Here is a 22,872-nt window from a genome sequence, read left to right on the forward strand (position 1 = left end):
CTGCGGCAAAGGGCACCAAGGTTAGGGCGTGCACCCTAGTCGTTGCCGTGCCGCAGGAACACCGCTGGTGCGCGCCGCGCTTTCAGCGCCCAGCGCATCTGGTCATCGGTTTCAACCGCACACGGCCGAATGGCGCGCAGCCGGTCCAAGGCGTCATCGGGGGCCTCGCCGCTCTCGATCATGAGGCGCAGCGCCACCATGCCCGACCGTCCACATCCGCCCCGGCAATGCACCAAAATCCGCCCGCCCCCCATGAACGCGCGACGGGCCATCGCACTGATATAGGGCCATGCCACTTCGAACGCGCCATCCGGCACGCCGAAATCAGGGATTGGCATATGTTCCCAACGCGTGCCCGCATCGACCAAGGACTGCCCCAGCCCGGCGGCCCCGGCTTCTGCCAATTCAGCCGCGGTCACCAGTGACAAGACGATTGACGGCTTCCATTCGATCAGGTGTTGCACATCCCCCGAATACGCCCCATCCGCGCCGGGAATCGGCGATATCGCCAAAATGCCCGCGCCGACTGGGACCGCATACAGGATCATATCACAGCCTTGGCGCGCCAAACGGGTCGCACTTACGACGACCGCCGGACTTGCACCCGGTTGCACACCAGAGTGACCGCTCTTCTGACGTGCCGTGAGTATGGATGTGCCATTGTGGCACCCCGTTCACAGACCGCGCCCCGACACCGCAGATCTGTTCCTTACCCCCGCCACGATGGCGACGGCGATGATCGACAGTGCGACTGCCTGGAACGCCTCTTGGCTGCATATCATCCCCCGAAAGCCTTCCGGGTCATGATACACAAGCCGTTGCGCCGCGACAGCCCTTGATCAATCCGCGTTGCGGATGACCTTAGCGAGCGCCGAGAAGATCAGGTTGTTCGCGCACAGGATCGCACCGTCCTGAAGCGGCGATTGGTCCTTGCGCACCCCTTCGACCAGCGCACCGGCTTCGGCCGCAATCAAAAGCCCGGCTGCAAGATCGGTCAGCTTGGCCTCGCGCTGCCAAAATCCATCCAAACGCCCGGCGGCGACATATGACAGATCAAGCGCAGTAGACCCGGTAGCCCGCACGCCCGAACATTCCGGCATGACACGGGCCAGATCCTTGAGCGTCGCCGGCAACGTCCGCTTGACGCCAAACGGCACCTCGTGGCCCAGAACCGATTCGACCAGCTTGGCGCGGCTCGACACGCGCATGCGCTTGTTGTCGTTCAACCAAGCGCCCTGCCCCTTTTCGGCATAGAACATTTCGTCCTTGGCCGGATCAAACACAACGGCCGAGACGATCTGCCCCTTGTGCTCAAGCGCGATCGACACCGAGAAATGCGGCTGACCGTGCAGATAATTCGTGGCCCCCTCCAACGGGTTAACAACCCAGCGGCGCGTCGGGTCTTCGCCGTCGGTTTCGCCCGCAGTTTCAAGATACCCATAGGTGCCACGCGCGCCCATCAGGTCGTCACGCACCAAGGCGCCAGAGGCGGCGCTTGCACGTGCCACAAACTCTGCCGCGTTGGCAGCCGAGGTCTGAAGGTTCTCGACCTCGCGGAAGTCTTTATTGAGCGACCGACCGGCCTTGCGGGCGGCTTTGATCATGATGTTGAGATTGGCGCTGCCCTGCATCATGGGCCTCCGGCTGTTCGGGATAAGACCGGGCGTATATGCGGGACATCCACCAATGCCAAGGGGGCGCGGTCACTGACGGCGATTCACGACCCTGCGAGATGTGTATCAAACTCCTTCTTTCTGCCTCCGGACACGCCATGTGTGATGCACAAACGTTGAAAAAGGATGAACGCCCATGCACCGCCGCACATTCGCCACCCTGACCCTTGCAACACCCGCCCTCTGGCTTGCGCGCCCGGCGCTGGCCGGTGAACCCGAAATTTACCAAGAGGGTGGCATCGCCATCGACGGGTCAGACCCGGTTGGCTACTTCACGCAGAACGGTCCGGTGCGGGGCGAGGCCAGCTTCACCGTCCAATACAAAGGGGCCAGCTGGCGCTTTGCCGACCAAGGCTCGGCCGACGCGTTCGAGGCCAATCCAACAGCATATGAGCCACAATTCGGCGGCTACTGCGCCTGGGCCATCGGGCAAGGCTACATCGCCTCGACCGTGCCCGAAGCCTGGACGATCCATAACGACAAACTCTACCTCAACTTTTCCCGCTCCGTCCGCCGCCGGTTCGAACGCGACCTCGACGGCCATATCGCCAAGGCAGAAGCCAATTGGCCGGGTGTTTTGGGGTGACGTTTTGCTGAGACGGACGCCGCGCTTCAGCCCAGCACGCATTGTCCAAAACTCTACATTAGTTTAAAGAAAATCCAGCTATACCATTTGGGGGTGTGACTTAATCCAGAGTTATTTCGTTCATCATCGCAGAAATTGCGGATCGCACCACTCCAAGTAAATCAACGGCTTGCTCAGCACTCGCAAAATTCTGCTCTGCGTGAATTGTTGGATTTCTATATAGATTTTTGATGTCCTTGAGAGCCGCAAGAACTTGCTGATTGCAGCCATCCACTTTCTCCAGTTGAGCAATGTAGTTGCCCATAGATTTGGGGCGTGCCTTTCCGTTCATTATCTGATCCCAATAAGTCGCTAGAACTATTTCATTAGCTCGGTGCAAATGAAACGCGGCGGCAGTGGGCAGTTCGAAAGCGATACACTTCATAGCTTCCTTGAGATCAAAAATAGCATCAGGCACTTTTTCTTTGAGCTCAAGCGGAAATGCCAATTCCCCTGCCTCAATTAGTGTTCTCGTGTCGAATGCTGACTTCTGCTGGACCAAATAAAGATCAAGGTTGCCAAGCTCAGACTTAAGAACGGCTTCAAATTCCCTATGGGTTTCCTGAAGTTGAAACATTAAATCTGTTGCCGGAAAATCAGTTTCGCAACCTTCTCGACGACAGTGATCTATCGCTGAAACAAGCCTTGCATGAAGTGAGCCTGCAGAAATTTGGAGATTGCGCAAACGGAAAATACTTCTCGTCATCAACTCCTCCAATGCAAATTGAGTTGGAAACAGGAATCCCAAACACTCGCCACAGGTGTGCAACTTGGAGTTTGCCGATGGAAAAATCTCTATTTGTTGTATGCCATGAATTCGGTGACCCAACTCGTATAAATAGTACCCATCAACCCTGATCAATCCAACAACCCCTCAAACTCACGCCATTCCCCCTTGGACATGCCAGAGTTTTCCTGCGTCACCGCCTCGCCCTTGAGCATCCGCCGCACGCAGTCCAGTGCGGTCGCCGAAAGCGTAGCACCCCCCATGCGGTAATCCTCGAAGGCGCGGTAGGCGAAGGGGACCCAGTCGGCCACAACCTTACAAATCTCGTCGGCGTAAACCCTTATTTCATACTGCGCGTGCGAATCTGCGCGCAGTCGGAGGAAATGGAGCAGGTTGTGCAGATCGACCTTCCAATACCATTGCGTGTAGATGTTCGCGGGCAGGTTCATCCGGGCCAGTTCGCGGGCCAATCCCTGTTGGCCGTCCTGGCTGATCATCTCTTCGTAGTGATCATAGCAGCGCATCGCGTCCTCACGCAGCAGGCGCAGCACGCGGTCCGCTTCTTCGCCCTCCAATGCCGCGCCGCGCCCCTGGTTGTTCACGACCGATTGCGCATTCAGATGTTCGGGGGCCGGGATGTAGAATTCACGGTCAAGGATCGAATACCGCGCCGAGTATTCATTGACGTTGGCCGTCCGGTGCCTGATCCACTGCCGCGCCACAAAGACCGGCAGTTTGACGTGCAGCTTGATCTCGCACATCTCGAACGGGGTCGAATGCCAGTGCCGCATCAGATACCGGATCAGCCCTTCGTCGTTCTGTACGGTTTTTGTGCCCTTCCCGTACGACACCCGCGCCGCCTGACAAATTGCGGCATCGTCGCCCATGTAATCGACCACCCGGATGAACCCGTGGTCCAACACCGGATAAGCGGTATACAGATGGCCTTCCATCCCGCCGCTGACCGCGCGCAGTGTAGGTTGCGGCGTGCTGCGCAGCTCGGTGATTTCGGCCTCTTGTTCCGGCGACAGGGGCATTGCGAATCCTTTCCCACTAGGATGAGTCGTTTGCGACTATATCTCGGGGACCGGTCCGCAGGAACCACCAAGGCTGGTATCATGCACCGACGCCTCAGTGTGTCGCTTTTTCGGGAAAATCGCTGTGCTTTGCGTTGACTTTCAAACGTGCCTGCCAGATTTTCTCAACCGAGGTCGTTAACAAGACCAAATCAAGCCGGGGCAGTATTTTCATGACGCGCATTCTTTCCTTCATCCTGTGTTTGGGTTTCCTGGCTGCCTGTGACAGCGGCGGTGGCGACGTGTTGCAAACCCCAACCGACGGCGCGACCAACCCCGACTCCGGGTCAAACAACGAAAACCCAATCGAAAGCGATCGGGGCACGCCGGCCTTGCCCCCCGGAACATCGACACCCACCCCGAATAGCGAAATCGTCCGCCGCGAAGCACGCGACGACGAGACAGGTGGCGGATATGCCACCAATATCCGCTACCTCAATGACGAGGGGCAGGATGAATTCTTCGTCGACAATATCGCGTTCGACGGGAACAACATTTACACCCGCGGCAATCCCGTAACCGGCGTGGCACAGCTTGGGTCGTTCGCCGTCTACGAAGGCGCGGAAACCACCGAAGACCCGATCAGTGGGGAAAGCCTGCGCACCTTCACCTACCGCGCCATCTACGGCCGCGGTCGGACCGGAGCGACCGAATTCGCAATTGTCCGGTCGGGATCTTACGTTGATTTCGGCTTTGGTGGCTTTGTCTATCAGCGCAACGGCGTGGACGATGACGGCAATCAAGTGCGGCTGGTTCTGCCCGATGAAGGCGATGCACGCTACTTGGGCGACTATGCGGGTATCCGGGTGTTCGAAGGCCGAGGTGGGCTTGAATACGTTGCCGGACAAGCTGAAATGCTGATCGACTTCAAAGATTTCAACAATGGCCAGCGCGGCGTCGCAATTTTCATCGACAATCGTCGGCTTTACGACATCGAAGGCAATGAAGTCACCACAGAGTATTTGACCGCGCTGAGCGCAAATGGCGGCGGCACCGGCGGTGGCGGCCTGTTTGGCGACGTGCTGGACGGCGAAGGCGGCACCTCGGACGGCCCGAGCCTCGTGATCGATCGCGATCAAGACGGGAACCCGGTTCTGCCGCGCATCCGCCCCGTGATTTCGCCCGACGATGCAGATTCGAACGGCGAAATCGCCGGCGAACTGGCCGAGGCCGCGTTGTTTGACGACGGCACGCGGACCACGACCGGCGAAGGCACGTATTTCGCGATCATGTCTGGCGAAAATGCCGAGGAAATCGTTGGCGTTCTCGTGATGACAGGCGAAGACCCGCGTGTGTCCGGCACAACCTTCCAAGAAACCGGCGGGTTTATCGTTTACCGAAACATCCCCGAATGATGCCCTGGCGGCGCAAGGTTTGTCTGACGGCCAGTGCGGTCGCCCTTTTGGCGGCACAGGCGTCGGCTCAGGCTGTCCTCAGCCCGACGGCAATGCGCGAACTTGCCGGTCAAGCGGTGCTCGCCGGGCAAGCTGAACTGGCGTTTGACTTGTCTGGTGCGCTGATCAATCGGGACATGGCAGATGTGAACGCGCATCTGATCCGGTCTCGGGCGGCGCGGGATCTTGGCCGCAATGACGACGCCTTGATGCACGCGCGACAGGCGTGGTCCATCGCCGATGACAGCGACACGCAATACGCCGCAGCACTCGCAATCGCACAGGCGTTGTCGTCGTCAGACCGGCGCACAGCGGCACAGCTTTGGTTGCGACGCGCAATCCAGATCGCGCCGACCGACGCCCAAAAAAAGCAAGCCGCCGAAGATTTTCGCTATGTGCGGCGGCGCAATCCGTGGGCAACCGCGCTGCGGTTTTCCATTTCACCCAGCTCCAACATCAACAACGGAAGCCGCAACGAAACGTCAGAACTGTTTGGTTTGCCCTTCGAATTTTCTCTTGAAGGCGAAGCGCGCGCCCTATCGGGGGTTGAGATTTCATCGGGTTTGAGCACACGGTATCGCCTGATCAATTCAGAGCGGAAACGCACAGATCTGCTATTCGGGCTGTCGCATCGGACGTTTGTTCTGTCCGAGGATGCCAAAGACATCGCGCCCGACGCCGAGGGGTCGGATTTCGCCACCGGTTCCGTCTTTGTGGGGCTACAGGAAGATTACGCCCTGCCGGGAGGCAAAGCACGGCTGGGCTGGGACGCGCGGCTGGGGCGCACCTGGTATGGCGGCGATCCATTGTTGACCTACACCCGTGTCGGCGCAACATATCGGCGGGCGGCTGGCTCATCAGGCCTGTTCAATATGGCGATCAATCACGAAGGCCAACGCGGCGAAGGCGGCCGGGCAAACGCCACGATTTGGAGCGCGTCCTTTGGCTATGGAATGGCGCTTGAGAATGGCAACCAAGTGTCCGTTTCAACCAGCTTCGTCGACTCGCAAAGCGACGCGGAATACCTTGATTACACCCAAAAAGCGATTTCGGCGCGATATGGCCTGTCCCAACCCGTCGGTCCAGCGCAGTTGGAGTTCGGGGTGAGCTTGTCTCAAAAGCGGCACGAAAAAGCCGGCTTGGCCGCCGCAGGGCGCGAAGAACGCAGCGTCAAGGCGACGATCACCGCCGCCCTGCCCGACATGGATTTCTTTGGCTTTATTCCCACCGTCACGCTGAACGCGGAACGCACGGACGCCAACATCAACCTTTACGAGACCGAAAGCTATGGCCTCCAGCTTGGCATACGGTCTGCCTTCTGAGGCCAGTATTGCCCTCGACATCGTGGCAAATTGGCCTAGCCTCTCGGGGACCAAACTCAAGAGGAACCTATGCCCCTTCGCTATCTGCATACGATGGTCCGCGTCAAAGACCTTGACGCTTCGATGAAATTCTACAGCCTTCTTGGCCTGAAACAGACTCGGCGCTCTGACTACGAAAAGGGCCGATTTTCTCTTGTTTTCATGGCACCTGAGGGCCAAGAGGATTGCCCGGTCGAATTGACCTACAATTGGGATGGGGATGACGGGCTGCCATCTGACAGCCGTCACTTTGGCCACCTCGCGTATCGTGTGGAAAACATTTACGAGACATGCCAACACCTTATGGACAACGGCGTGACGATCAACCGCCCGCCGCGAGACGGGCATATGGCGTTCGTCAGGTCGCCTGACAATATCTCGATCGAGCTTTTGCAGGAAGGTGACGCGCTTGCCCCAAAGGAACCGTGGGCGAGCATGGAAAACACCGGTCACTGGTAGAGCAGATGCGGCGCTGGCGTTGTCTCTTGGGCAGCATGATGTTCGCGGGGCTGGCACAGATGGCGCAGGCCCAAGATCATTGCCGACTGGCCTTGGTGCTTGCGCTTGATGTGTCGTCGTCGGTAGACGCAGGAGAATATGTGCTTCAGCGCGACGGGCTTGCCGCCGCGCTGAATGATCCGATGATCCGGTCCGCGATCCTTGACGGTGACGGGCATGTAGCACTTGCCATCTACGAATGGAGCGGTCGCCGTCAAAACGCCATGGTCAGCGATTGGACGGCGCTGCGGAATAATCATGCGATTGACGAGGCCATTCAGACCTTAAGGTCCAGCCCGCGCAGCCACACGCGGTTTCCCACAGCTATGGGCTACGCCCTTGGCTTTGGCGCAACACTGTTGTCACGCGGGCCACAGTGTGACCGTCGGGTGATCGACCTGTCGGGGGACGGCGAAAACAACGACGGCTTTTCCCCGCGCCTCGCCTATCAGAACTTTCCCTTCACCAATGTCACCGTAAACGGATTGGCGGTGCTGGGCGGATCCGAAGACGTGCTTGAGTATTTCCAACGCGAAGTCCGGTTCGGCTTTGGCGCCTTTGTCGAAACTTCCGAAGGCTATAAAGGCTACCGCGAAGCGATGACCCGAAAGCTGTTCCGCGAATTGACCGACATGAGTCTGAGCGCCCGCCCTGTGGATCACCAAAGACCCGGCTGAGGTTAGTAAATATAGCGTATCTGGTCGGTCCAATACCGTTCCATCCGGCGCAGCGTATCGCTCATGTCGCCCAAGGTGTCGTGGTCGATCACATTCTTTTCGATCAACCCTTCGGCATGGCGCGCAAACAAAGCCGAGATCAGATCGCGGATTTCGCGCCCCCGTGCCGTCAGACGCACCCTGACGGACCGTCTGTCAATCTCGCAGCGCTGGTGGTGCATATACCCCATCTCAACCAGTTTCTTCAGATTGTAGCTGACATTGCTGCCCTGGTAGTAGCCACGGGTCTTGAGTTCACCCGCTGTCACCTCGTTGTCGCCAATATTGAACAGCAACAGTGCCTGAACCGCATTGATTTCAAGAACGCCAACGCGTTCAAATTCGTCCTTGATGACATCCAGAAGCAACCGGTGAAGCCGTTCCACCAGCGCCAGTGCTTCCAGATAACCGTCCAACACGCCGTTGGCGCGGCCCTGCTCAACAGATGTATGAATGCTCATTGTTTTCTCCGCCTAACCTGTTGCGACGGAGCATCGGGCATAATCCCGAATAATAAGTTAAGCCGGGAATACTCTTTTATATCAGTGCTGAAACGCCACTTCCGAGATATCCGTGATCATGTCGCGCAGGGATTCGGGGGGGGCTTTTTGCCCGCTGACCCATTGATACAGGTCCTGATCATTCTCAGCCAAAAGTGCGTCATAGCGATCCAGCATCGCCTCATCAAAACCCTCAAGACGCAGCTCTGCATAGCGCGACAGGATGATGTCCATTTCCTTGATGCCGCGCCGCATGGATCGCATCGACAGGCGCTTAAGACGATGTTCACGAAGTTCGGTCATGATTGTGGGACCATCAAATTGCGCAGGCGTTTTTCAAGCCGGGCCAGTTGTTCTGCCTTGTGGTGAAGTTCGGATTTCATTTCCCGGATTTCAAGAATGATGTCGGTCAGGTCAGAGGGCAACGTTTCTGCGTCCGGGCCTTCGACCCCTTCGCCTTCGCCGTTGATCAACCACATCATGGAGACATTCAACAGTCCCGCCAACATCGACAAACGGTTCGCACGCGGTTCGGCAACGTCGTTTTCCCAATTCCGCAGCGTGCTTTTCTTGACGCCCAACCGTTTGGCCAAAGATTCCTGGGTCATTCCCGCGGCTTCGCGGGCGGCTGTCATGCGGTCGCCAAAGGTTGCTATTTCAGGCGCGTACCAATTTTCGTCGCTCGGGGTCATCACGTCTCCTTTTACGATCCTCGCTTGATCGTTTTCAGGCTGCATCCTAAGACAGTCAGCGTGCAATCACAAACAGGGGCTCGCCATGCCGTTTCTTTCAGACACACTTGCCCGCGTCAGCCCGTCTCCTACGGTTGCGGTGTCGCAAAAGGCGATGGAACTCAAGGCGGCGGGGCACGACGTGATTGGCCTTGGCGCTGGGGAACCCGATTTTGACACGCCCGGCAACATCAAGGCCGCGGCGATTGCGGCGATTGAAGCAGGCAAGACGAAATACACCGCAGTTGACGGCATCCCCGAGGTGAAACAGGCGATATGCGCCAAGTTCAAACGCGAGAACGGGCTGGATTATGTCCCGTCGCAAGTGGCGGTGTCCACGGGCGGCAAGCAGGTGCTGTACAACGCGCTTCTGGCGACACTGAACCCGGGTGACGAGGTGATCATCCCCGCGCCTTATTGGGTCAGCTATCCAGACATGGTGCGCCTTGGCGGCGGAACGCCGGTGATCGTGGAAACGACGCTTGAGGATGGGTTTCGCATTTCCCCCGAAGCGCTCGACGCGGCGATCACGCCCAACACGAAATGGTTCATCTTCAATTCGCCGTCGAACCCAACAGGCGCGGGTTATAGCCATACCCAGTTGAAAGCGTTGACAGATGTTCTGATGCGGCATCCCCATGTCTGGGTCATGACCGACGATATGTATGAACATCTTGCCTATGACGGGTTCGAGTTCTGCACGCCTGCGCAGGTTGAACCGGGGCTGTATGACAGGACGCTGACCGTCAATGGCGTGTCCAAATCCTATGCCATGACGGGTTGGCGCATCGGCTATGCCGCCGGGCCAGAGCGGCTCATCACCGCGATGCGCAAGCTGCAATCGCAATCCACCACGAACCCCTGCTCGATCAGCCAATGGGCCACGGTCGAAGCGTTGAACGGGCCACAGGATTTTCTGGCCGAGCGCTGCGCAGTGTTCAGCAAACGCCGCGATCTGGTGGTTGCGGGCCTGAACGCCTGTGACGGGATCACCTGCGCAGTGCCGGAAGGGGCGTTCTATGTCTATCCGTCCATCGCAGGCTGCATCGGCAAGACAAGCGCGGGTGGCACCGTGATCGACACAGACGAAGCCTTTGCCACAGCGCTTCTCGAAGAACAGGGCGTTGCCGTGGTCTTTGGCGCGGCCTTTGGGCTAAGCCCCTATTTCCGGGTCAGCTATGCAACGTCGGATGATGCGCTGGCCGATGCCTGTGCCCGCATTAAAACCTTTTGCGCGGCACTGGCCTAGGTGGCTGCCACGCCATACGCACCCGTGCAGGATGCAATGATTGTTTCGCCGAACAGAACCGATTAGCCTGCGCAACAGGCGGGCTTTGAGGCGGACATGGCAGGCGATTTACCGGAGTATTATTTCAGGATCCGTGAAAACGGGGCCCTGGTGTTTCGGGTCGATACCGAAAACCGCCAGCGACGCATCGAGATGGATCAGATCGCCGTCATCAACATTCGCAATGGCGAGATCAAACCTCATGGTGACCGCACGCTGAGCGATGCGGATATCGAGGTCATTCGCAGGTGGATGGCCGAAAGACAGACGGTCCTGGCCGAACGCGATGTCGACGACATTCTGCGCGCGGTTGACCACCTCAACCTGACAACCCAATGGGCGCAAACGCGGGCCACGGACGACCAGCTTGATCTGGTGACAGATTCGCTTCTTTTGGCGATGCACGACCTGCGCGGCGTGTTGGTGCGGCGCAAGGCAGACCGGCTGATGGACCAAGAGACCAAGGACTGACGCACGCAGGCGCTTCCCCCTTGTGCCCTGCTCTGCCATACTGGTGCAAAGCAACAAACACAGAGCAGCGCAATGGCCGAAGACCTCCTCTCCGGGCACGAACCGACCGACTACGATGCCTCGTCCATCGAGGTGCTGGAAGGGTTGGAACCTGTCCGCAAACGTCCCGGCATGTATATCGGCGGCACCGATGAACGCGCGCTGCACCACCTTGTCGCCGAAGTTCTGGACAACTCGATGGACGAAGCGGTGGCGGGTCACGCCAACCGCATCGAAGTCGAGCTGCACGCGGATTATGCCGTCACCATCCGCGACAACGGGCGCGGCATTCCGATTGATCCGCACCCCAAATTCCCGGACAAATCGGCGCTTGAGGTGATCCTGTGTACCCTGCATGCGGGCGGCAAATTCTCAGGCGATGCGTACGAAACGTCCGGCGGCCTGCACGGTGTAGGGGCGTCTGTGGTCAATGCACTGTCGGATTCGATGGTCGTGCAGGTGGCGCGCAACAAGGAAGTCTACGAACAACGCTTTTCGCGCGGGGTGCCGTTGGGGCCGGTCGCCAAGGTGGGTCAAGCCCCCAACCGGCGCGGCACCACGGTGACGTTCCACGCAGACGAACAGATTTTCGGCTCTCACCGGTTCAAACCTGCGCGGCTGCTCAAGATGGTGCGCTCCAAGGCGTATCTGTTCTCGGGTGTCGAGATCCGCTGGAAATCCGCGATCAGCGACGGCGAAACCCCGACCGAGGCCACCTTCCACTTTCCCGGTGGTCTAAGCGATTACCTCACTGAAACGCTGGGCAAAGCATCGACCTATGCGGACAAGCCCTTTGCCGGAACAGTTGAGTTCCGCGAGAAATTCAACGCGCCGGGCAAAGTGGAATGGGCGATCAACTGGACCCCGTCGCGCGATGGATTCATTCAGTCCTACTGTAACACCGTCCCCACCCCGGAAGGCGGCACACATGAAGCCGGGTTCTGGGCCGCGATCCTCAAGGGCATCCGCGCTTACGGAGAGCTGTCGAACAACAAGAAGGCCGCGCAGATCACCCGCGACGATCTGATCACAGGCGGCTGTGCATTGGTGTCCTGCTTTATCCGCGAGCCGGAATTTGTCGGCCAGACCAAGGACCGTCTTGCCACCACAGAGGCACACCGATTGGTCGAAGGCGCGGTGCGGGACCACTTTGACAATTGGCTGGCGGCCGATACCAAATCTGCCGGGGCGATCCTTGATTTTCTTGTCCTGCGCGCCGAGGAACGGCTGCGGCGCAGGCAGGAAAAAGAGACCCAACGCAAGACGGCGACGAAAAAGCTGCGCCTGCCCGGCAAGCTGGTGGATTGTTCATCTGCGACGCGTGACGGAACAGAGCTGTTCATTGTCGAGGGCGATTCTGCGGGTGGGTCTGCCAAGATGGCGCGCGACCGCAAAACACAGGCGCTGTTGCCGCTGCGGGGGAAAATTCTGAACGTTCTTGGTGCTGCCTCCTCTAAATTGGGAACCAATGCCGAGATCAGCGATCTGACACAGGCGTTGGGTGTTGGCCTTGGGACCAAGTTCAATGTCGACGATCTTCGTTACGATAAGATTATCATCATGACGGATGCGGATGTGGACGGCGCACATATTGCCGCGCTTTTGATGACATTTTTCTTTACTCAAATGCGCCCGATGATCGACACTGGCCATTTGTATCTGGCCTGCCCGCCTTTGTACCGGCTAACCCAAGGGGCCAAGCGGCTTTACGTGGCGGATGATGCCGAGAAAGACCTGATGATGGAAAAGGGCCTTGGCGGCAAAGGCAAAATCGACGTCCAGCGATTTAAAGGTCTGGGGGAAATGGACGCGAAGGATTTGAAAGAAACCACGATGGACCCGGCGTCACGGAAATTGATCCGGGTGACGATTGATGAGGACGAACCGGGGGAAACCGGGGATCTGGTGGAACGGCTGATGGGGAAGAAGCCGGAGCTGCGGTTCCAATATATCCAAGAGAACGCGCGGTTTGTTGAGGAGTTGGATGTTTGAATGAGAGCAAAACCAACGACCTTAATACTGTTTGAAAGTGGCAATAGAGGAAGGAAATTTCGTTGATCGTTGATCTAACTACCATTCTTACTCTGATCGCTATTTTAGCAGGTCCTATGCTCGGTGTGTATTTGACGCGGAGGATTGATCTCAACCGCGAAAAAAGCAACCGCCGGTACGCTGTATTGAGCGACCTCATGAAAACGCGGCGCGCACGGATTGATCCAATTCACGTATCCGCTTTAAACTTGGTCGAACTAGAGTTTTATGGCAAAAATAGTATTCTTTCACCCTACAAGAATTATACCGACCATCTCAACTCAAGTTGGCCAACAGAACCTGATGCTCTGCAACGCCATATGGACAAAGGTGACGATTTATTCTCGGACTTGCTAAGTAGCATCGCCAATGAAATGGGTTTCAAATTTGACAAAAGAGACCTTGATCGCCGTGGCTATTTGCCTGTCGGTCTTGGAAATGCGCATTCAAATCAAATGGCAAATGCACAGTTACTACGAGAAGTCTTGGAAGGTAGCAGATCACTTCAAGTCGCTACAGTTCAGCCTTTGGATTCGGTTCCCCAAAAGGATAGCGAAACAGCGTTAATTGAGCAGCAGCTAGAAATGAAACCTCGTTGATGCGTAGGATGCCATCGCCGGACCGCGGGATGGCGTCTTCGGGTCGAACGGCGCGCTTTTTGGCGGCCACGTCCGAACGAAGTCCGAGCGTCGCGCATATGGATACCAATCGCCAGCCCGGGGGGCGGTCTGGCGATGGCGCGGACACCTGAGGTGCTGTTCCGCACTTGGTGCTTTGTTCGTAGGGTGCGTGATTTCACGCACCGGCACGGTCGATTTGGTGCGTGTGAACACGCACCCTACACTTTCAAAAAGAGGTGACGTCACCTGAGTTGGGTGGACATCCTCTCCCCCGTGCAGAGCCTCGGGTGAGGCTCCGAACCTGTATCCCGGCTGCGGGACCTGTGAAACGCGTCTCTCGTGGTCTGAACGCACACAGAGCGTCCGTAGAGAGAGGGTAGTCGCCTGGGGTGTTCCGCCAAAAGACGGAACGGGTATCGGATCCAATAGCGGCACCATCGGGGCCAAGAGTTAAGCGCGTGGAAATGAGCCGTTCGGTGGTGGGGTGTCCGTATGTGTTGCTCGGATCAAGCCCGACGATGATTGAGTGGCCTCAAAACGAAAAAGCCCCGCCGAAACCAGCGGGGCCTTCGATATCATTTAACTGGCCCTTAACGGGTCAGGGTCTATTCTTCGTCAGCCGTCTCAAGCTGGGCCAGACGGGCTTTGTCGGCGGCACCCTTGGCATCGACGTCGCGGTCGACGAATTCGATGATCGCCATTGGGGCCATGTCACCATAGCGGAAGCCCGCTTTGAGGATGCGCACATAGCCACCCTTACGATCCGCGAAACGCGGGCCGAGGATTTCGAACAGTTTTGCAACGTGCATGTCCTGCTTGAGCGATGCGCGCGCCTGACGGCGGGCGTGCAGATCGCCGCGCTTGCCCAGCGTGATCAGCTTTTCAACGATCGGGCGCAGTTCTTTTGCCTTGGGCAGGGTTGTCTTGATCTGCTCATGTTCAATGAGCGAGCCGGCCATGTTCGCAAAAAGCGCCTTGCGGTGCTCATGGGTGCGGTTCAGGCGGCGATAGCCTCGTGCGTGACGCATGTGTCTTCTCCTAATGTGCCCTCTACGGGCGTTTTTGCTTTGTCCGGCCGCCGATGCGTGTCAGCGACTCTCCTTGGGGCGGATGCCCGGGTCGTGACGGCGGCGGGGTTGCCCCCGCCACGCGTTTAAAAGTTGTCTTCGAGCTTTTTCGCCAGATCTTCGATATTGTCTGGCGGCCAGTCCTCGACGTCCATGCCAAGGTGCAGACCCATTCCGGACAGCACTTCCTTGATCTCGTTCAGCGATTTACGGCCAAAGTTCGGAGTGCGGAGCATCTCGGCTTCGGTCTTCTGAATGAGATCGCCGATATAGACGATGTTGTCGTTCTTGAGGCAGTTCGCCGAACGGACAGACAGTTCCAGTTCGTCCACTTTCTTGAGCAGAAGCGGGTTGAACTCGAGCCCGTCGTCTTCGTCGGCCTGACGCGCCGATTCCGGCTCATCGAAGTTGACGAAGATCGACAGCTGGTCCTGAAGGATGCGCGCGGCATACGCCACTGCGTCTTCGGGAGTGACAGAGCCGTCGGTTTCGACCTTCATGGTCAGCTTGTCATAGTCGAGCACCTGACCTTCGCGGGTCGGCTGCACGTCATACGCCACCTTTTTGACCGGCGAAAAGATTGCATCGATGGGCATCAGGCCGATGGGCGCATCTTCCGGCTTGTTCTTGTCGGCAGAGACATAGCCCTTGCCTGTGTTGACCGTCAGTTCCATGTACAGATCAGCCCCATCGTCGAGATGGCAGATCACATGATCGCGGTTCAGCACTTCGATGCCGTTGGTTTCAGAGATGTCACCCGCGGTGACAACACCCGGACCCTTGGCATTGATCGACACCCGCTTGGGGCCTTCGACTTCCATGCGCAGGGCCACACCCTTGAGGTTCAGAACGATGTCTGTCACGTCTTCGCGCACGCCAGCAACGCTGGAGAATTCATGCAAAACGTTGTCGATCTGCACGGATGTGATGGCCGCGCCCTGAAGCGATGACAACAGCACGCGACGCAGAGCGTTGCCCAGTGTCAGACCAAAGCCGCGTTCCAGCGGTTCAGCGACAACGGTTGCCACGCGCGACGGATCAGCGCCTGGCTTGACGTCAAGCTGTGTTGGCTTGATCAGTTCGGCCCAGTTTTTGTGGATCATGCGTCCCTCCATTCTTGTTTTTGCCCCATGTCCGAAAGGCAAAAACGCCCGAGGTTAAAATGACGAAAGCATGGCTCTGCCAAAGGACAGAGCCATGCCTGTAAATGTGCCGGTCTTAGACGCGGCGGCGCTTCGGCGGACGGCAGCCATTGTGCGCCATCGGGGTCACATCACGGATCGACGTGATGTTGAAGCCGACAGCCGCCAATGCGCGCAGTGCCGATTCACGACCCGAACCGGGGCCCTGAACTTCGACTTCGAGCGTCTTGACGCCGTGTTCCTGCGCCTTGCGGCCTGCATCTTCGGCAGCCAGCTGCGCGGCGTAGGGTGTGGATTTCCGCGAACCTTTGAATCCCATAGTACCGGCGGACGACCATGCAATGGCGTTGCCCTGTACGTCAGAAATCAGGATCTTGGTGTTGTTGAACGAAGAATTCACATGCGCAACACCAGCTGCGATGTTCTTGGAGACCTTCTTCTTCGTAGCGCGTCGTGTATCGCGTGCCATGATATCAGCCCTCCCTTATTTCTTCTTACCAGCAATGGCCTTTGCGGGGCCTTTGCGGGTACGTGCGTTGGTGTGGGTCCGCTGACCGCGAACCGGCAAGTTGCGGCGGTGGCGCAGGCCACGGTAGCAACCGAGGTCCATCAGACGCTTGATGTTCATCTGTGTCTCACGACGCAGGTCACCTTCAACGGTGTAATTTGCGTCGATGTGTTCACGAACGGCAAGCACTTCGGCATCGCTCAGTTCGTTAATACGACGTGTCGGGTCGATATTGACCGCTTCGCAAATCGCCTTTGCGGAGGTGTGTCCAATACCGGTGATGTAAGTGAGGGCGATCGGAACGCGCTTCCCAGTGGGAATGTTCACGCCAGCAATACGTGCCACGTAGGTCTTCCTTTTCGTTGCGGGTCCGTAACGCCAGACCCTTTTTTCACAACATGAGGCCCGGCGGTTTTTCAACACTCGGGCCTGTGCTGATCAGGTGATCCGCAGGCAGGTGTAACCCTGACTGCGATGATGATTCTCGGTTAAGAGATGGCGGTTGATATGAGGGTTTTGCAAGCGGGTCAACCCTTGCTTGCCTCAACCAAAACTTCGGCCTGCGCGTTTGTTTTGACACACGCGCGCACGCCGTGGCGCAGGGTTTGCGACTGCCCTACCCTTTTGCAAGCAGACCAGAGATCGCGGCTTTCACGTCCGCCATTTCGCCCAGACCGTCCACCGTGGAAAGCTGTTCTTTGGCATAGTAGTACCCAATCAGCGGCGACGTCTTTTTGTAGTATTCCATCAGACGTTGCTTGAGGCTGTCCTCGTTGTCGTCAGCCCGGCGCTTAAATTCGGTGTGACCGCAATTTGTGCATTTGCCATCCGCAGGGATCGGTTTGGTGTTGTCGTTATAAACCTCACCGCACCCACCACAGGTAGAGCGGGCCGTGATGCGCGAAACAAGTGCATTGTCATCAACCTGCATCTCGATAACGGCATCAAGCGTTTCACCTTCGTCCGCAAGCAGTTCGCCCAGAGCGTCCGCCTGTGCCAGCGTGCGCGGGAAGCCGTCAAAGATAAAGCCGCCCTGCTTGTCGCCCGCAAGTTTCTCGCGGATCAGACCGATCACGATCTCGTCGGTAACCAACTCACCGCGCGCCATAACGTCGGCGACGACCTTGCCCATCTCTGTGCCACTGTCCTTGGCTTCGCGCAGCATGTCGCCAGTCGAAAGCTGGATCATATTGCGGTCTTCACACAGAAAGCGCGCTTGAGTGCCTTTGCCCGCACCCGGCGGGCCCAACAGGATAATATTCATCGGCGCGCTGGCGTCCTTCTTTTGCCTTTGGACTTACCCTTGCCGCGCAGTTGCGATTTTTGAATAAGACCTTCGTACTGGTGAGCAAGCAGGTGGCTTTGGACCTGTTGAATCGTATCCATCGTCACCGAGACCACAATCAGGACAGATGTGCCGCCGAAATAGAACGGAATGGCAAACTGACCGCGAAGAATTTCCGGCAACAGACACACCGCCGTCAGGTAGGCAGCGCCAAGAACCAACACGCGATTGACCACATATTCAAGATACTCGGCGGTCTTCTTGCCGGGGCGAATGCCCGGAACAAAGCCATTCTGGTTCTTCAGATTGTCAGCAACATCATCGACCTTGAACGACACGTTGAAGGTGTAGAAATAGGCGAAGAACACGATCATCGCGCCAAAAAACAGCAGGTAAAGCGGCTGACCCGGCCCAAAATAGGCAAGGATCGTCGACATGACCGGACCCGAGTTTTGGCCGCTGAATGTGCTGACCGTGGTCGGCAAAAGCAAAAGCGAGCTGGCAAAGATCGCGGGGATCACGCCCGATGGGTTGACCTTGACCGGAAGGTGGCTGTTCTGAGCTTCGGCGATTTTCATGCCCATCTGGCGGCGGGGATACTGAATCGTGATCTTTCGGAGCGCGCGCTCCATGAAGACCACGAACATAATCACCAGAATGACCATCAGGATCACCCCCACGATCACCGCAGGGCTGATAGCGCCGGAGCGACCAGAAGCAAAGAACTGCGCCAGAGCGGCGGGAACCTCGGCGATGATGCCAACGAAGATGATCAGTGAAATACCGTTGCCGACGCCGCGTGCGGTGATTTGTTCACCCAGCCACATCAGGAACATCGTGCCGCCCACAAGCGTGATCACGCAAGATGCACGGAAGAACCAACCCGGATCGGTGACCAGATCGCCCGCTTCCATACTGACGGCAAGACCGTAGGCCTGGAACGTGGCAAGAACCACCGTGCCGTAGCGGGTGTATTGCGCGATCTTTTTGCGCCCTGCTTCACCCTCTTTTTTCAACTGCTCAAGCGCAGGCACCATCGACGTCATCAACTGAACGATGATGGAGGCCGAGATATAGGGCATGATACCAAGGGCAAAGATCCCCATACGACCCAGCGCGCCACCAGTGAACATCGTCAGGATGCCCCCGATGCCCTGCTGGGCCTGTTCCATGAAGTCCCGCAGGGCAATGCCGTCGATCCCGGGGACGGGAATGAACGTGCCAATGCGATAGACGATCAGAAGGCCAAGCGTAAACAGGATGCGGTTGCGCAAATCGGTCGCTTTACCGAGCGCAGACCAGCTTGTGTTCGCGGCCATTTGTTCTGCTGCTGATACCATGCGGGTCTCTTTTATGATGAACGCCGCCATGAGCGGTCCGGCTCAGGCGGCGTTTGGAAAGCTCTGGTGGGTATGTAAGCGGCGTGAGGGCCGCTCACAACCTCTTATTCAGCCGCTTGCGCGGTTGTGACCGTCAGAGACCCGCCCGCCTTTTCTACCGCATCTACGGCAGACATGGACGCGCCGGTCACGGCAAGGGTCAATTTCGCGGTTACATCGCCCTTGGCGAGAACGCGGATGCCATCAAGTTTGCGACGCACCAGACCGGATGCGATCAACGCGTCCTCGTCGATGGTGGCGGTCACATCCAGCTTGCCTGCGTCCACAAATTTCTGGATCAGGCCGAGGTTGACGACAGCAAACGCCTTGCGGTTCGGCTTGTTGAAGCCGCGCTTGGGAAGACGCTGGTAGAGCGGCATCTGGCCGCCTTCGTAGCCCTTGATCGCCACACCCGAACGGGATTTCTGGCCTTTGATACCACGGCCACCGGTTTTGCCCATGCCAGAGCCCGGACCACGGCCAACGCGCTTGCGGCGTTTCGTTGCACCGGGATTGTCGTGTAGTTCATGCAGTTTCATGTCGCTTCTCCTTGCCGGAAACGCCCCCGAAGCGATGTGGGACGAACGCGGCTTTTCTTGGTTATAGACTCGGGGACCAAATGGCCCACCGAAGGCGTATAGAATGTTGCCGGGATCGGATCAAGGGGGCACGTCGGCTTGTATTTTGCCGACGCGGTCAGGGGGCGTTCATGACGCGGCCAGACGCGATGATCTTAGGCGTCGCGGCTATAGGGCTTGCCTTGTGGTATATGACCGAAACAGCCATGTACGCGCTAATGGTGTCGATCACGATCAGCCTGATGGGCGGCATGCTGACGATCCAAAAGACCTATTGGTTCCCAAACAGCGAAACCATGATCACTTGGCACATGTCGTTTGTTGCCGCCTGTTTTGCCGTCTTGGCGGTGGGTGCCGTGAACTGGGTGCTTTTGGCCTACCCGATTTACCTACTGATTCTGAACGGCGCAATCATTGGCGCATGGACCCTTGGCCGGATGCCACAAGCGCGGCGGCGACAGGCCAAGTTGGGTCTTTTTGTCAGCAGCCGTGCGCGATAACCCACGAAACGCAAAAAGCCCCCCGGACACGCCGGAGGGCTTTTGATCTGCGATCATCGCGCCGTACCGTCAAAGACGGTCGGCACACGTGGCCTTAGCCGCGCTCTTCGATGATTTCGACCATGTGCGACACTTTGCGCACCATGCCACGGATGGCCGGTGTGTCTTCAAGCTCACGGGTCTTGTGCATCTTGTTGAGGCCCAGGCCGATCAGCGTCTGACGCTGGGTGGCGGGGCGACGGATCGGGGAACCGATCTGTTTGACAACGATTGTCTTAGCCATGGTGATCAGGCCTCCTCAGCGACAGGGTTGTTTTCCTGCGTCGCGTCTTCACGCTTGGGCAGGATGTCAGCCACTTTCTTGCCACGACGCTGCGCAACGGAGCGCGGGCTGGCCTCTTTGGAGAGGCCGTCAAGCGTGGCACGGATCATATTGTAGGGGTTCTGCGACCCGATCGACTTGGCGACTACGTCCTGAACGCCCAGCATTTCGAACACGGCACGCATCGGACCACCGGCGATGATACCTGTACCCTGCGGTGCTGTGCGCATCACGACTTTACCAGCACCATGACGACCTTCGATGTCGTGGTGCAGCGTGCGGCCTTCGCGCAGCGGCACGCGGATCATTTTGCGCTTGGCTTGCTCGGTCGCCTTGCGGATGGCCTCGGGAACCTCTTTGGCCTTACCTTTGCCAAAACCGACGCGGCCTTTTTGGTCGCCCACAACCACCAGAGCGGCGAAGCCAAAACGCTTACCACCCTTTACGGTCTTGGATACCCGGTTGATTGCGACCAAACGATCCGCAAATTCCGGCGTCTGCTCTTCACGGTCGCGGCGTCCGCCGCCCCGACGATTGTTGTCACGTTCTGCCATTTAGGCATCCTTTGTATTGTGGGCCTCTGGCCCGTTGTCCAATCCAGGTGAGCTTTTCGCGCTCCCGGATCATCGGGAAAGGGGTACCCCTTCCGCAATGTAAGGTGCGTGAAATCACGCACCTTACGGTGTTTGCAGGGTACGTGTTCACACGCACCAATCGCTTAGATTTTCAGACCACCTTCGCGGGCAGCGTCGGCGAGTGCCTTGACGCGACCGTGAAAGAGGAAACCGCCACGATCGAAATAGGCTTCGCTTACGCCGGCCTTCTTGGCCCGCTCGGCAATTGCCGCGCCAACCTTGGTGGCCGAGGCGACATCGTTTTTGCCGCCAAGCTCTTTTTCCATCGTCGAGGCCGCAGCCAGTGTCACACCGTTCACATCATCAATCAGCTGAACGCTGATGTTCTTGTTGGAACGGTGAACGCTGAGGCGCACGCGCCCTGCATTGACCTTGCGAAGTTTGTTCCGAACGCGCAGACGGCGCTTCTGGAACAGATCACGTTTACTGTTTGCCATGTCCTTGCGTCCTTACTTCTTCTTGCCTTCCTTCTGGAAGATGTATTCGCCCTTGTAGCGAATGCCTTTGCCCTTATAGGGCTCGGGCCGACGCCAGTCGCGAATGTTGGCTGCCACCTGACCAACCAGCTGGGCATCGTGACCTTCCACGATAATCTCAGTCTGCTTGGGCACGGTTACAACCACACCGTCCGGAATGTTGAAATCAACGTCATGCGACAGACCGAGATTCAGTTTCAGGACATTGCCCTGAAGCGTCGCACGGTAACCAACACCACGTATCTCAAGCTCTTTTTTGAAGCTATCGCTCACACCGTGGACGAGGTTCGCGACAACCGTGCGGGACATACCCCACTGCTGGCGCGCCCGCTTGGACTTGCCACGCGGTGTCACGGTGATCACGTTGTCTTCGACAGCGATGGTCACATCATCGGTTGCGGTAAAGCTCTGGGTGCCTTTGGGCCCCTTCACTTCGACGGTCTGGCCAGAGACGGTTGCAGTCACGCCCGAGGGCAGATCAACCGGTTTTTTGCCAATACGAGACATTTCCAGTCCTCCTTAGAAGACGGTGCAAAGCACTTCGCCGCCAACGTTATGGCTGCGAGCGTTTGCATCTGTCATGACGCCCTTGGAAGTGGACACGATTGACACACCAAGACCCTGACGGATCTGCGGGATGTCGTCCACGCCCAGATACACACGACGGCCCGGCTTGGATACGCGCTTGAGTTCGCGGATCACTGGGGTGCCATCGTAGTACTTGAGGCTGATTTCATACGCGGGGTGGCCATTCACGTCTTTGGTTTCTTCGAAACCGCGAATGTAGCCTTCGTCCGCCATCACCGCGAGAACGCGGCCACGCAGCTTTGACGCTGGTGTCATGGTTGTGGACTTGCCGCGCATCTGTGCGTTGCGGATACGGGTGAGCATATCGCCGATAGGATCGTTCATTCTATGCCCTCCTTACCAGCTCGACTTGACCATACCGGGGGCTTGTCCATTGCTGGCAAGTTCACGAAGCATGATCCGGCTGACCTTAAGTTTACGGTAATAGGCGTGCGGACGCCCGGTGAGCTGACAGCGGTTGTGCAGACGCGAGGGCGCGCTGTTCCGCGGCAGTTTTGCAAGCTTCAGGCGCGCTTTGAAACGCTCTTCCATCGGCTTGCTTTCATCGTTCGCGATTTCTTTCAGCTCAGCCCGCTTGACGGCATAACGCGCCACAAGCTTCTGACGCTTCTTTTCGCGTTCAATCATTGCTTTCTTCGCCAT

Annotated in this window: 30 protein-coding genes; 10 read left to right on the top strand and 20 right to left on the bottom strand. The window is 57.8% G+C overall.

Features of this window, described 5'->3' with window-relative positions; genetic code table 11:
- Window positions 1-35 precede the first annotated feature (35 nt).
- A complete protein-coding gene (locus tag ACSHXH_RS14870) occupies window positions 36-548 on the bottom strand; it encodes a protein-tyrosine phosphatase family protein (RefSeq protein ID WP_435672597.1) in 513 nt (170 codons plus the stop codon).
- A gap of 291 nt (window positions 549-839) precedes the next feature.
- Window positions 840-1,631 (bottom strand): inositol monophosphatase family protein, encoded by a 792-nt coding sequence (locus tag ACSHXH_RS14875; protein WP_435672639.1) that lies wholly within the window; start codon window positions 1,629-1,631, stop codon window positions 840-842.
- A 178-nt stretch (window positions 1,632-1,809) separates the two neighbouring features.
- On the opposite strand from ACSHXH_RS14875, the gene ACSHXH_RS14880 reads away from it, so the two are divergent.
- Window positions 1,810-2,259 carry a YHS domain-containing (seleno)protein gene (locus ACSHXH_RS14880; RefSeq protein ID WP_435672598.1) on the top strand — a complete coding sequence of 150 codons (450 nt, stop codon included), beginning with the start codon at window positions 1,810-1,812 and terminating at the stop codon, window positions 2,257-2,259.
- Window positions 2,260-2,359: 100 nt separating this feature from the next.
- On the opposite strand, the gene ACSHXH_RS14885 is transcribed toward ACSHXH_RS14880, so the two are convergent.
- Together ACSHXH_RS14885 and thyX are read right to left on the bottom strand one after the other, a co-directional pair.
- Window positions 2,360-3,004, bottom strand: coding sequence for a hypothetical protein (locus ACSHXH_RS14885; RefSeq protein WP_435672599.1), 645 nt, complete (start codon window positions 3,002-3,004; stop codon window positions 2,360-2,362).
- A 152-nt stretch (window positions 3,005-3,156) separates the two neighbouring features.
- Complete coding sequence (gene thyX / locus ACSHXH_RS14890) at window positions 3,157-4,062, bottom strand: FAD-dependent thymidylate synthase (protein ID WP_435672600.1); 906 nt, start codon at window positions 4,060-4,062, stop codon at window positions 3,157-3,159.
- Window positions 4,063-4,274: 212 nt separating this feature from the next.
- On the opposite strand from thyX, the gene ACSHXH_RS14895 reads away from it, so the two are divergent.
- From ACSHXH_RS14895 to ACSHXH_RS14910, 4 genes are all read left to right on the top strand, one after another.
- Complete coding sequence (locus tag ACSHXH_RS14895) at window positions 4,275-5,456, top strand: hypothetical protein (RefSeq protein WP_435672601.1); 1,182 nt, start codon at window positions 4,275-4,277, stop codon at window positions 5,454-5,456.
- A complete protein-coding gene (locus ACSHXH_RS14900) occupies window positions 5,453-6,817 on the top strand; it encodes a hypothetical protein (RefSeq protein WP_435672602.1) in 1,365 nt (454 codons plus the stop codon). The genes ACSHXH_RS14895 and ACSHXH_RS14900 overlap by 4 nt, the downstream gene beginning before the upstream one ends.
- Before the next feature lie 69 nt (window positions 6,818-6,886).
- Window positions 6,887-7,315, top strand: a complete 429-nt coding sequence (locus ACSHXH_RS14905; protein ID WP_435672603.1) for a VOC family protein — start codon at window positions 6,887-6,889, stop codon at window positions 7,313-7,315.
- Window positions 7,282-8,031 carry a DUF1194 domain-containing protein gene (locus ACSHXH_RS14910; protein ID WP_435672604.1) on the top strand — a complete coding sequence of 250 codons (750 nt, stop codon included), beginning with the start codon at window positions 7,282-7,284 and terminating at the stop codon, window positions 8,029-8,031. Before ACSHXH_RS14905 ends, ACSHXH_RS14910 begins: the two co-directional genes overlap by 34 nt.
- Window positions 8,032-8,033: 2 nt before the next feature.
- Here ACSHXH_RS14910 and ACSHXH_RS14915 read toward each other — a convergent pair whose 3' ends face one another.
- The 3 genes from ACSHXH_RS14915 to ACSHXH_RS14925 all read right to left on the bottom strand — a co-directional run bounded on the left by ACSHXH_RS14915 (window position 8,034) and on the right by ACSHXH_RS14925 (window position 9,262).
- Window positions 8,034-8,531 carry a MarR family winged helix-turn-helix transcriptional regulator gene (locus ACSHXH_RS14915; RefSeq protein ID WP_435672605.1) on the bottom strand — a complete coding sequence of 166 codons (498 nt, stop codon included), beginning with the start codon at window positions 8,529-8,531 and terminating at the stop codon, window positions 8,034-8,036.
- Between the two features lie 81 nt (window positions 8,532-8,612).
- Complete coding sequence (locus ACSHXH_RS14920; protein WP_435672606.1) at window positions 8,613-8,873, bottom strand: succinate dehydrogenase assembly factor 2; 261 nt, start codon at window positions 8,871-8,873, stop codon at window positions 8,613-8,615.
- Complete coding sequence (locus tag ACSHXH_RS14925; protein WP_435672607.1) at window positions 8,870-9,262, bottom strand: helix-turn-helix domain-containing protein; 393 nt, start codon at window positions 9,260-9,262, stop codon at window positions 8,870-8,872. Before ACSHXH_RS14925 ends, ACSHXH_RS14920 begins: the two co-directional genes overlap by 4 nt.
- An 85-nt stretch (window positions 9,263-9,347) precedes the next feature.
- Here ACSHXH_RS14925 and ACSHXH_RS14930 point away from each other — a divergent pair, with 85 nt between their 5' ends.
- The 4 genes from ACSHXH_RS14930 (at window position 9,348) to ACSHXH_RS14945 (ending at window position 13,729) form a co-directional block, all read left to right on the top strand.
- Window positions 9,348-10,550: a pyridoxal phosphate-dependent aminotransferase gene (locus tag ACSHXH_RS14930; RefSeq protein ID WP_435672608.1), complete on the top strand. Its 1,203-nt coding sequence runs from the start codon at window positions 9,348-9,350 to the stop codon at window positions 10,548-10,550.
- Between the two features lie 96 nt (window positions 10,551-10,646).
- Window positions 10,647-11,060 (top strand): hypothetical protein, encoded by a 414-nt coding sequence (locus ACSHXH_RS14935; RefSeq protein WP_435672609.1) that lies wholly within the window; start codon window positions 10,647-10,649, stop codon window positions 11,058-11,060.
- A 72-nt stretch (window positions 11,061-11,132) separates the two neighbouring features.
- Window positions 11,133-13,091 (top strand): DNA topoisomerase IV subunit B, encoded by a 1,959-nt coding sequence (gene parE / locus ACSHXH_RS14940; protein ID WP_435672610.1) that lies wholly within the window; start codon window positions 11,133-11,135, stop codon window positions 13,089-13,091.
- 62 nt (window positions 13,092-13,153) lie between these two features.
- Window positions 13,154-13,729 (top strand): DUF6680 family protein, encoded by a 576-nt coding sequence (locus ACSHXH_RS14945; protein ID WP_435672611.1) that lies wholly within the window; start codon window positions 13,154-13,156, stop codon window positions 13,727-13,729.
- Window positions 13,730-14,355: 626 nt separating this feature from the next.
- Here the strand turns inward: ACSHXH_RS14945 and rplQ are convergent.
- The 7 genes from rplQ to rplO all read right to left on the bottom strand — a co-directional run bounded on the left by rplQ (window position 14,356) and on the right by rplO (window position 19,670).
- Window positions 14,356-14,778, bottom strand: a complete 423-nt coding sequence (gene rplQ, locus ACSHXH_RS14950) for a 50S ribosomal protein L17 (RefSeq protein WP_435672612.1) — start codon at window positions 14,776-14,778, stop codon at window positions 14,356-14,358.
- Between the two features lie 125 nt (window positions 14,779-14,903).
- Entirely contained in the window at window positions 14,904-15,920 is a 1,017-nt protein-coding gene (locus tag ACSHXH_RS14955) for a DNA-directed RNA polymerase subunit alpha (protein WP_435672613.1), read from the bottom strand.
- A 115-nt stretch (window positions 15,921-16,035) separates the two neighbouring features.
- Window positions 16,036-16,428: a 30S ribosomal protein S11 gene (gene rpsK / locus ACSHXH_RS14960; RefSeq protein WP_435672614.1), complete on the bottom strand. Its 393-nt coding sequence runs from the start codon at window positions 16,426-16,428 to the stop codon at window positions 16,036-16,038.
- 15 nt (window positions 16,429-16,443) lie between these two features.
- Entirely contained in the window at window positions 16,444-16,812 is a 369-nt protein-coding gene (rpsM, locus tag ACSHXH_RS14965; protein WP_435672615.1) for a 30S ribosomal protein S13, read from the bottom strand.
- Window positions 16,813-17,083: 271 nt separating this feature from the next.
- Window positions 17,084-17,731 carry an adenylate kinase gene (locus tag ACSHXH_RS14970; protein ID WP_435672616.1) on the bottom strand — a complete coding sequence of 216 codons (648 nt, stop codon included), beginning with the start codon at window positions 17,729-17,731 and terminating at the stop codon, window positions 17,084-17,086.
- Window positions 17,728-19,092 carry a preprotein translocase subunit SecY gene (gene secY, locus ACSHXH_RS14975; RefSeq protein ID WP_435672617.1) on the bottom strand — a complete coding sequence of 455 codons (1,365 nt, stop codon included), beginning with the start codon at window positions 19,090-19,092 and terminating at the stop codon, window positions 17,728-17,730. Before secY ends, ACSHXH_RS14970 begins: the two co-directional genes overlap by 4 nt.
- A 104-nt stretch (window positions 19,093-19,196) precedes the next feature.
- Window positions 19,197-19,670, bottom strand: a complete 474-nt coding sequence (gene rplO / locus ACSHXH_RS14980) for a 50S ribosomal protein L15 (RefSeq protein ID WP_435672618.1) — start codon at window positions 19,668-19,670, stop codon at window positions 19,197-19,199.
- 170 nt (window positions 19,671-19,840) lie between these two features.
- Between rplO and ACSHXH_RS14985 the strand changes: the two genes are divergently transcribed.
- A complete protein-coding gene (locus ACSHXH_RS14985) occupies window positions 19,841-20,209 on the top strand; it encodes a hypothetical protein (protein WP_435672619.1) in 369 nt (122 codons plus the stop codon).
- Window positions 20,210-20,303: 94 nt separating this feature from the next.
- Here ACSHXH_RS14985 and rpmD read toward each other — a convergent pair whose 3' ends face one another.
- The 6 genes from rpmD to rpsN form a co-directional block, all read right to left on the bottom strand.
- Window positions 20,304-20,492 (bottom strand): 50S ribosomal protein L30, encoded by a 189-nt coding sequence (gene rpmD, locus ACSHXH_RS14990; protein WP_435672620.1) that lies wholly within the window; start codon window positions 20,490-20,492, stop codon window positions 20,304-20,306.
- Window positions 20,493-20,497: 5 nt separating this feature from the next.
- A complete protein-coding gene (rpsE, locus tag ACSHXH_RS14995; RefSeq protein ID WP_435672621.1) occupies window positions 20,498-21,085 on the bottom strand; it encodes a 30S ribosomal protein S5 in 588 nt (195 codons plus the stop codon).
- Window positions 21,086-21,249: 164 nt separating this feature from the next.
- A complete protein-coding gene (rplR, locus tag ACSHXH_RS15000; RefSeq protein ID WP_435672622.1) occupies window positions 21,250-21,603 on the bottom strand; it encodes a 50S ribosomal protein L18 in 354 nt (117 codons plus the stop codon).
- 12 nt (window positions 21,604-21,615) lie between these two features.
- Window positions 21,616-22,149, bottom strand: coding sequence for a 50S ribosomal protein L6 (rplF, locus tag ACSHXH_RS15005; RefSeq protein ID WP_435672623.1), 534 nt, complete (start codon window positions 22,147-22,149; stop codon window positions 21,616-21,618).
- A gap of 12 nt (window positions 22,150-22,161) precedes the next feature.
- Window positions 22,162-22,554, bottom strand: a complete 393-nt coding sequence (gene rpsH / locus ACSHXH_RS15010; protein ID WP_435672624.1) for a 30S ribosomal protein S8 — start codon at window positions 22,552-22,554, stop codon at window positions 22,162-22,164.
- Window positions 22,555-22,566: 12 nt separating this feature from the next.
- Window positions 22,567-22,872, bottom strand: a complete 306-nt coding sequence (rpsN, locus tag ACSHXH_RS15015; RefSeq protein ID WP_435672625.1) for a 30S ribosomal protein S14 — start codon at window positions 22,870-22,872, stop codon at window positions 22,567-22,569.

Source organism: Marivita sp. (assembly GCF_051251565.1).
In the GTDB taxonomy this organism is placed as follows: domain Bacteria; phylum Pseudomonadota; class Alphaproteobacteria; order Rhodobacterales; family Rhodobacteraceae; genus Marivita.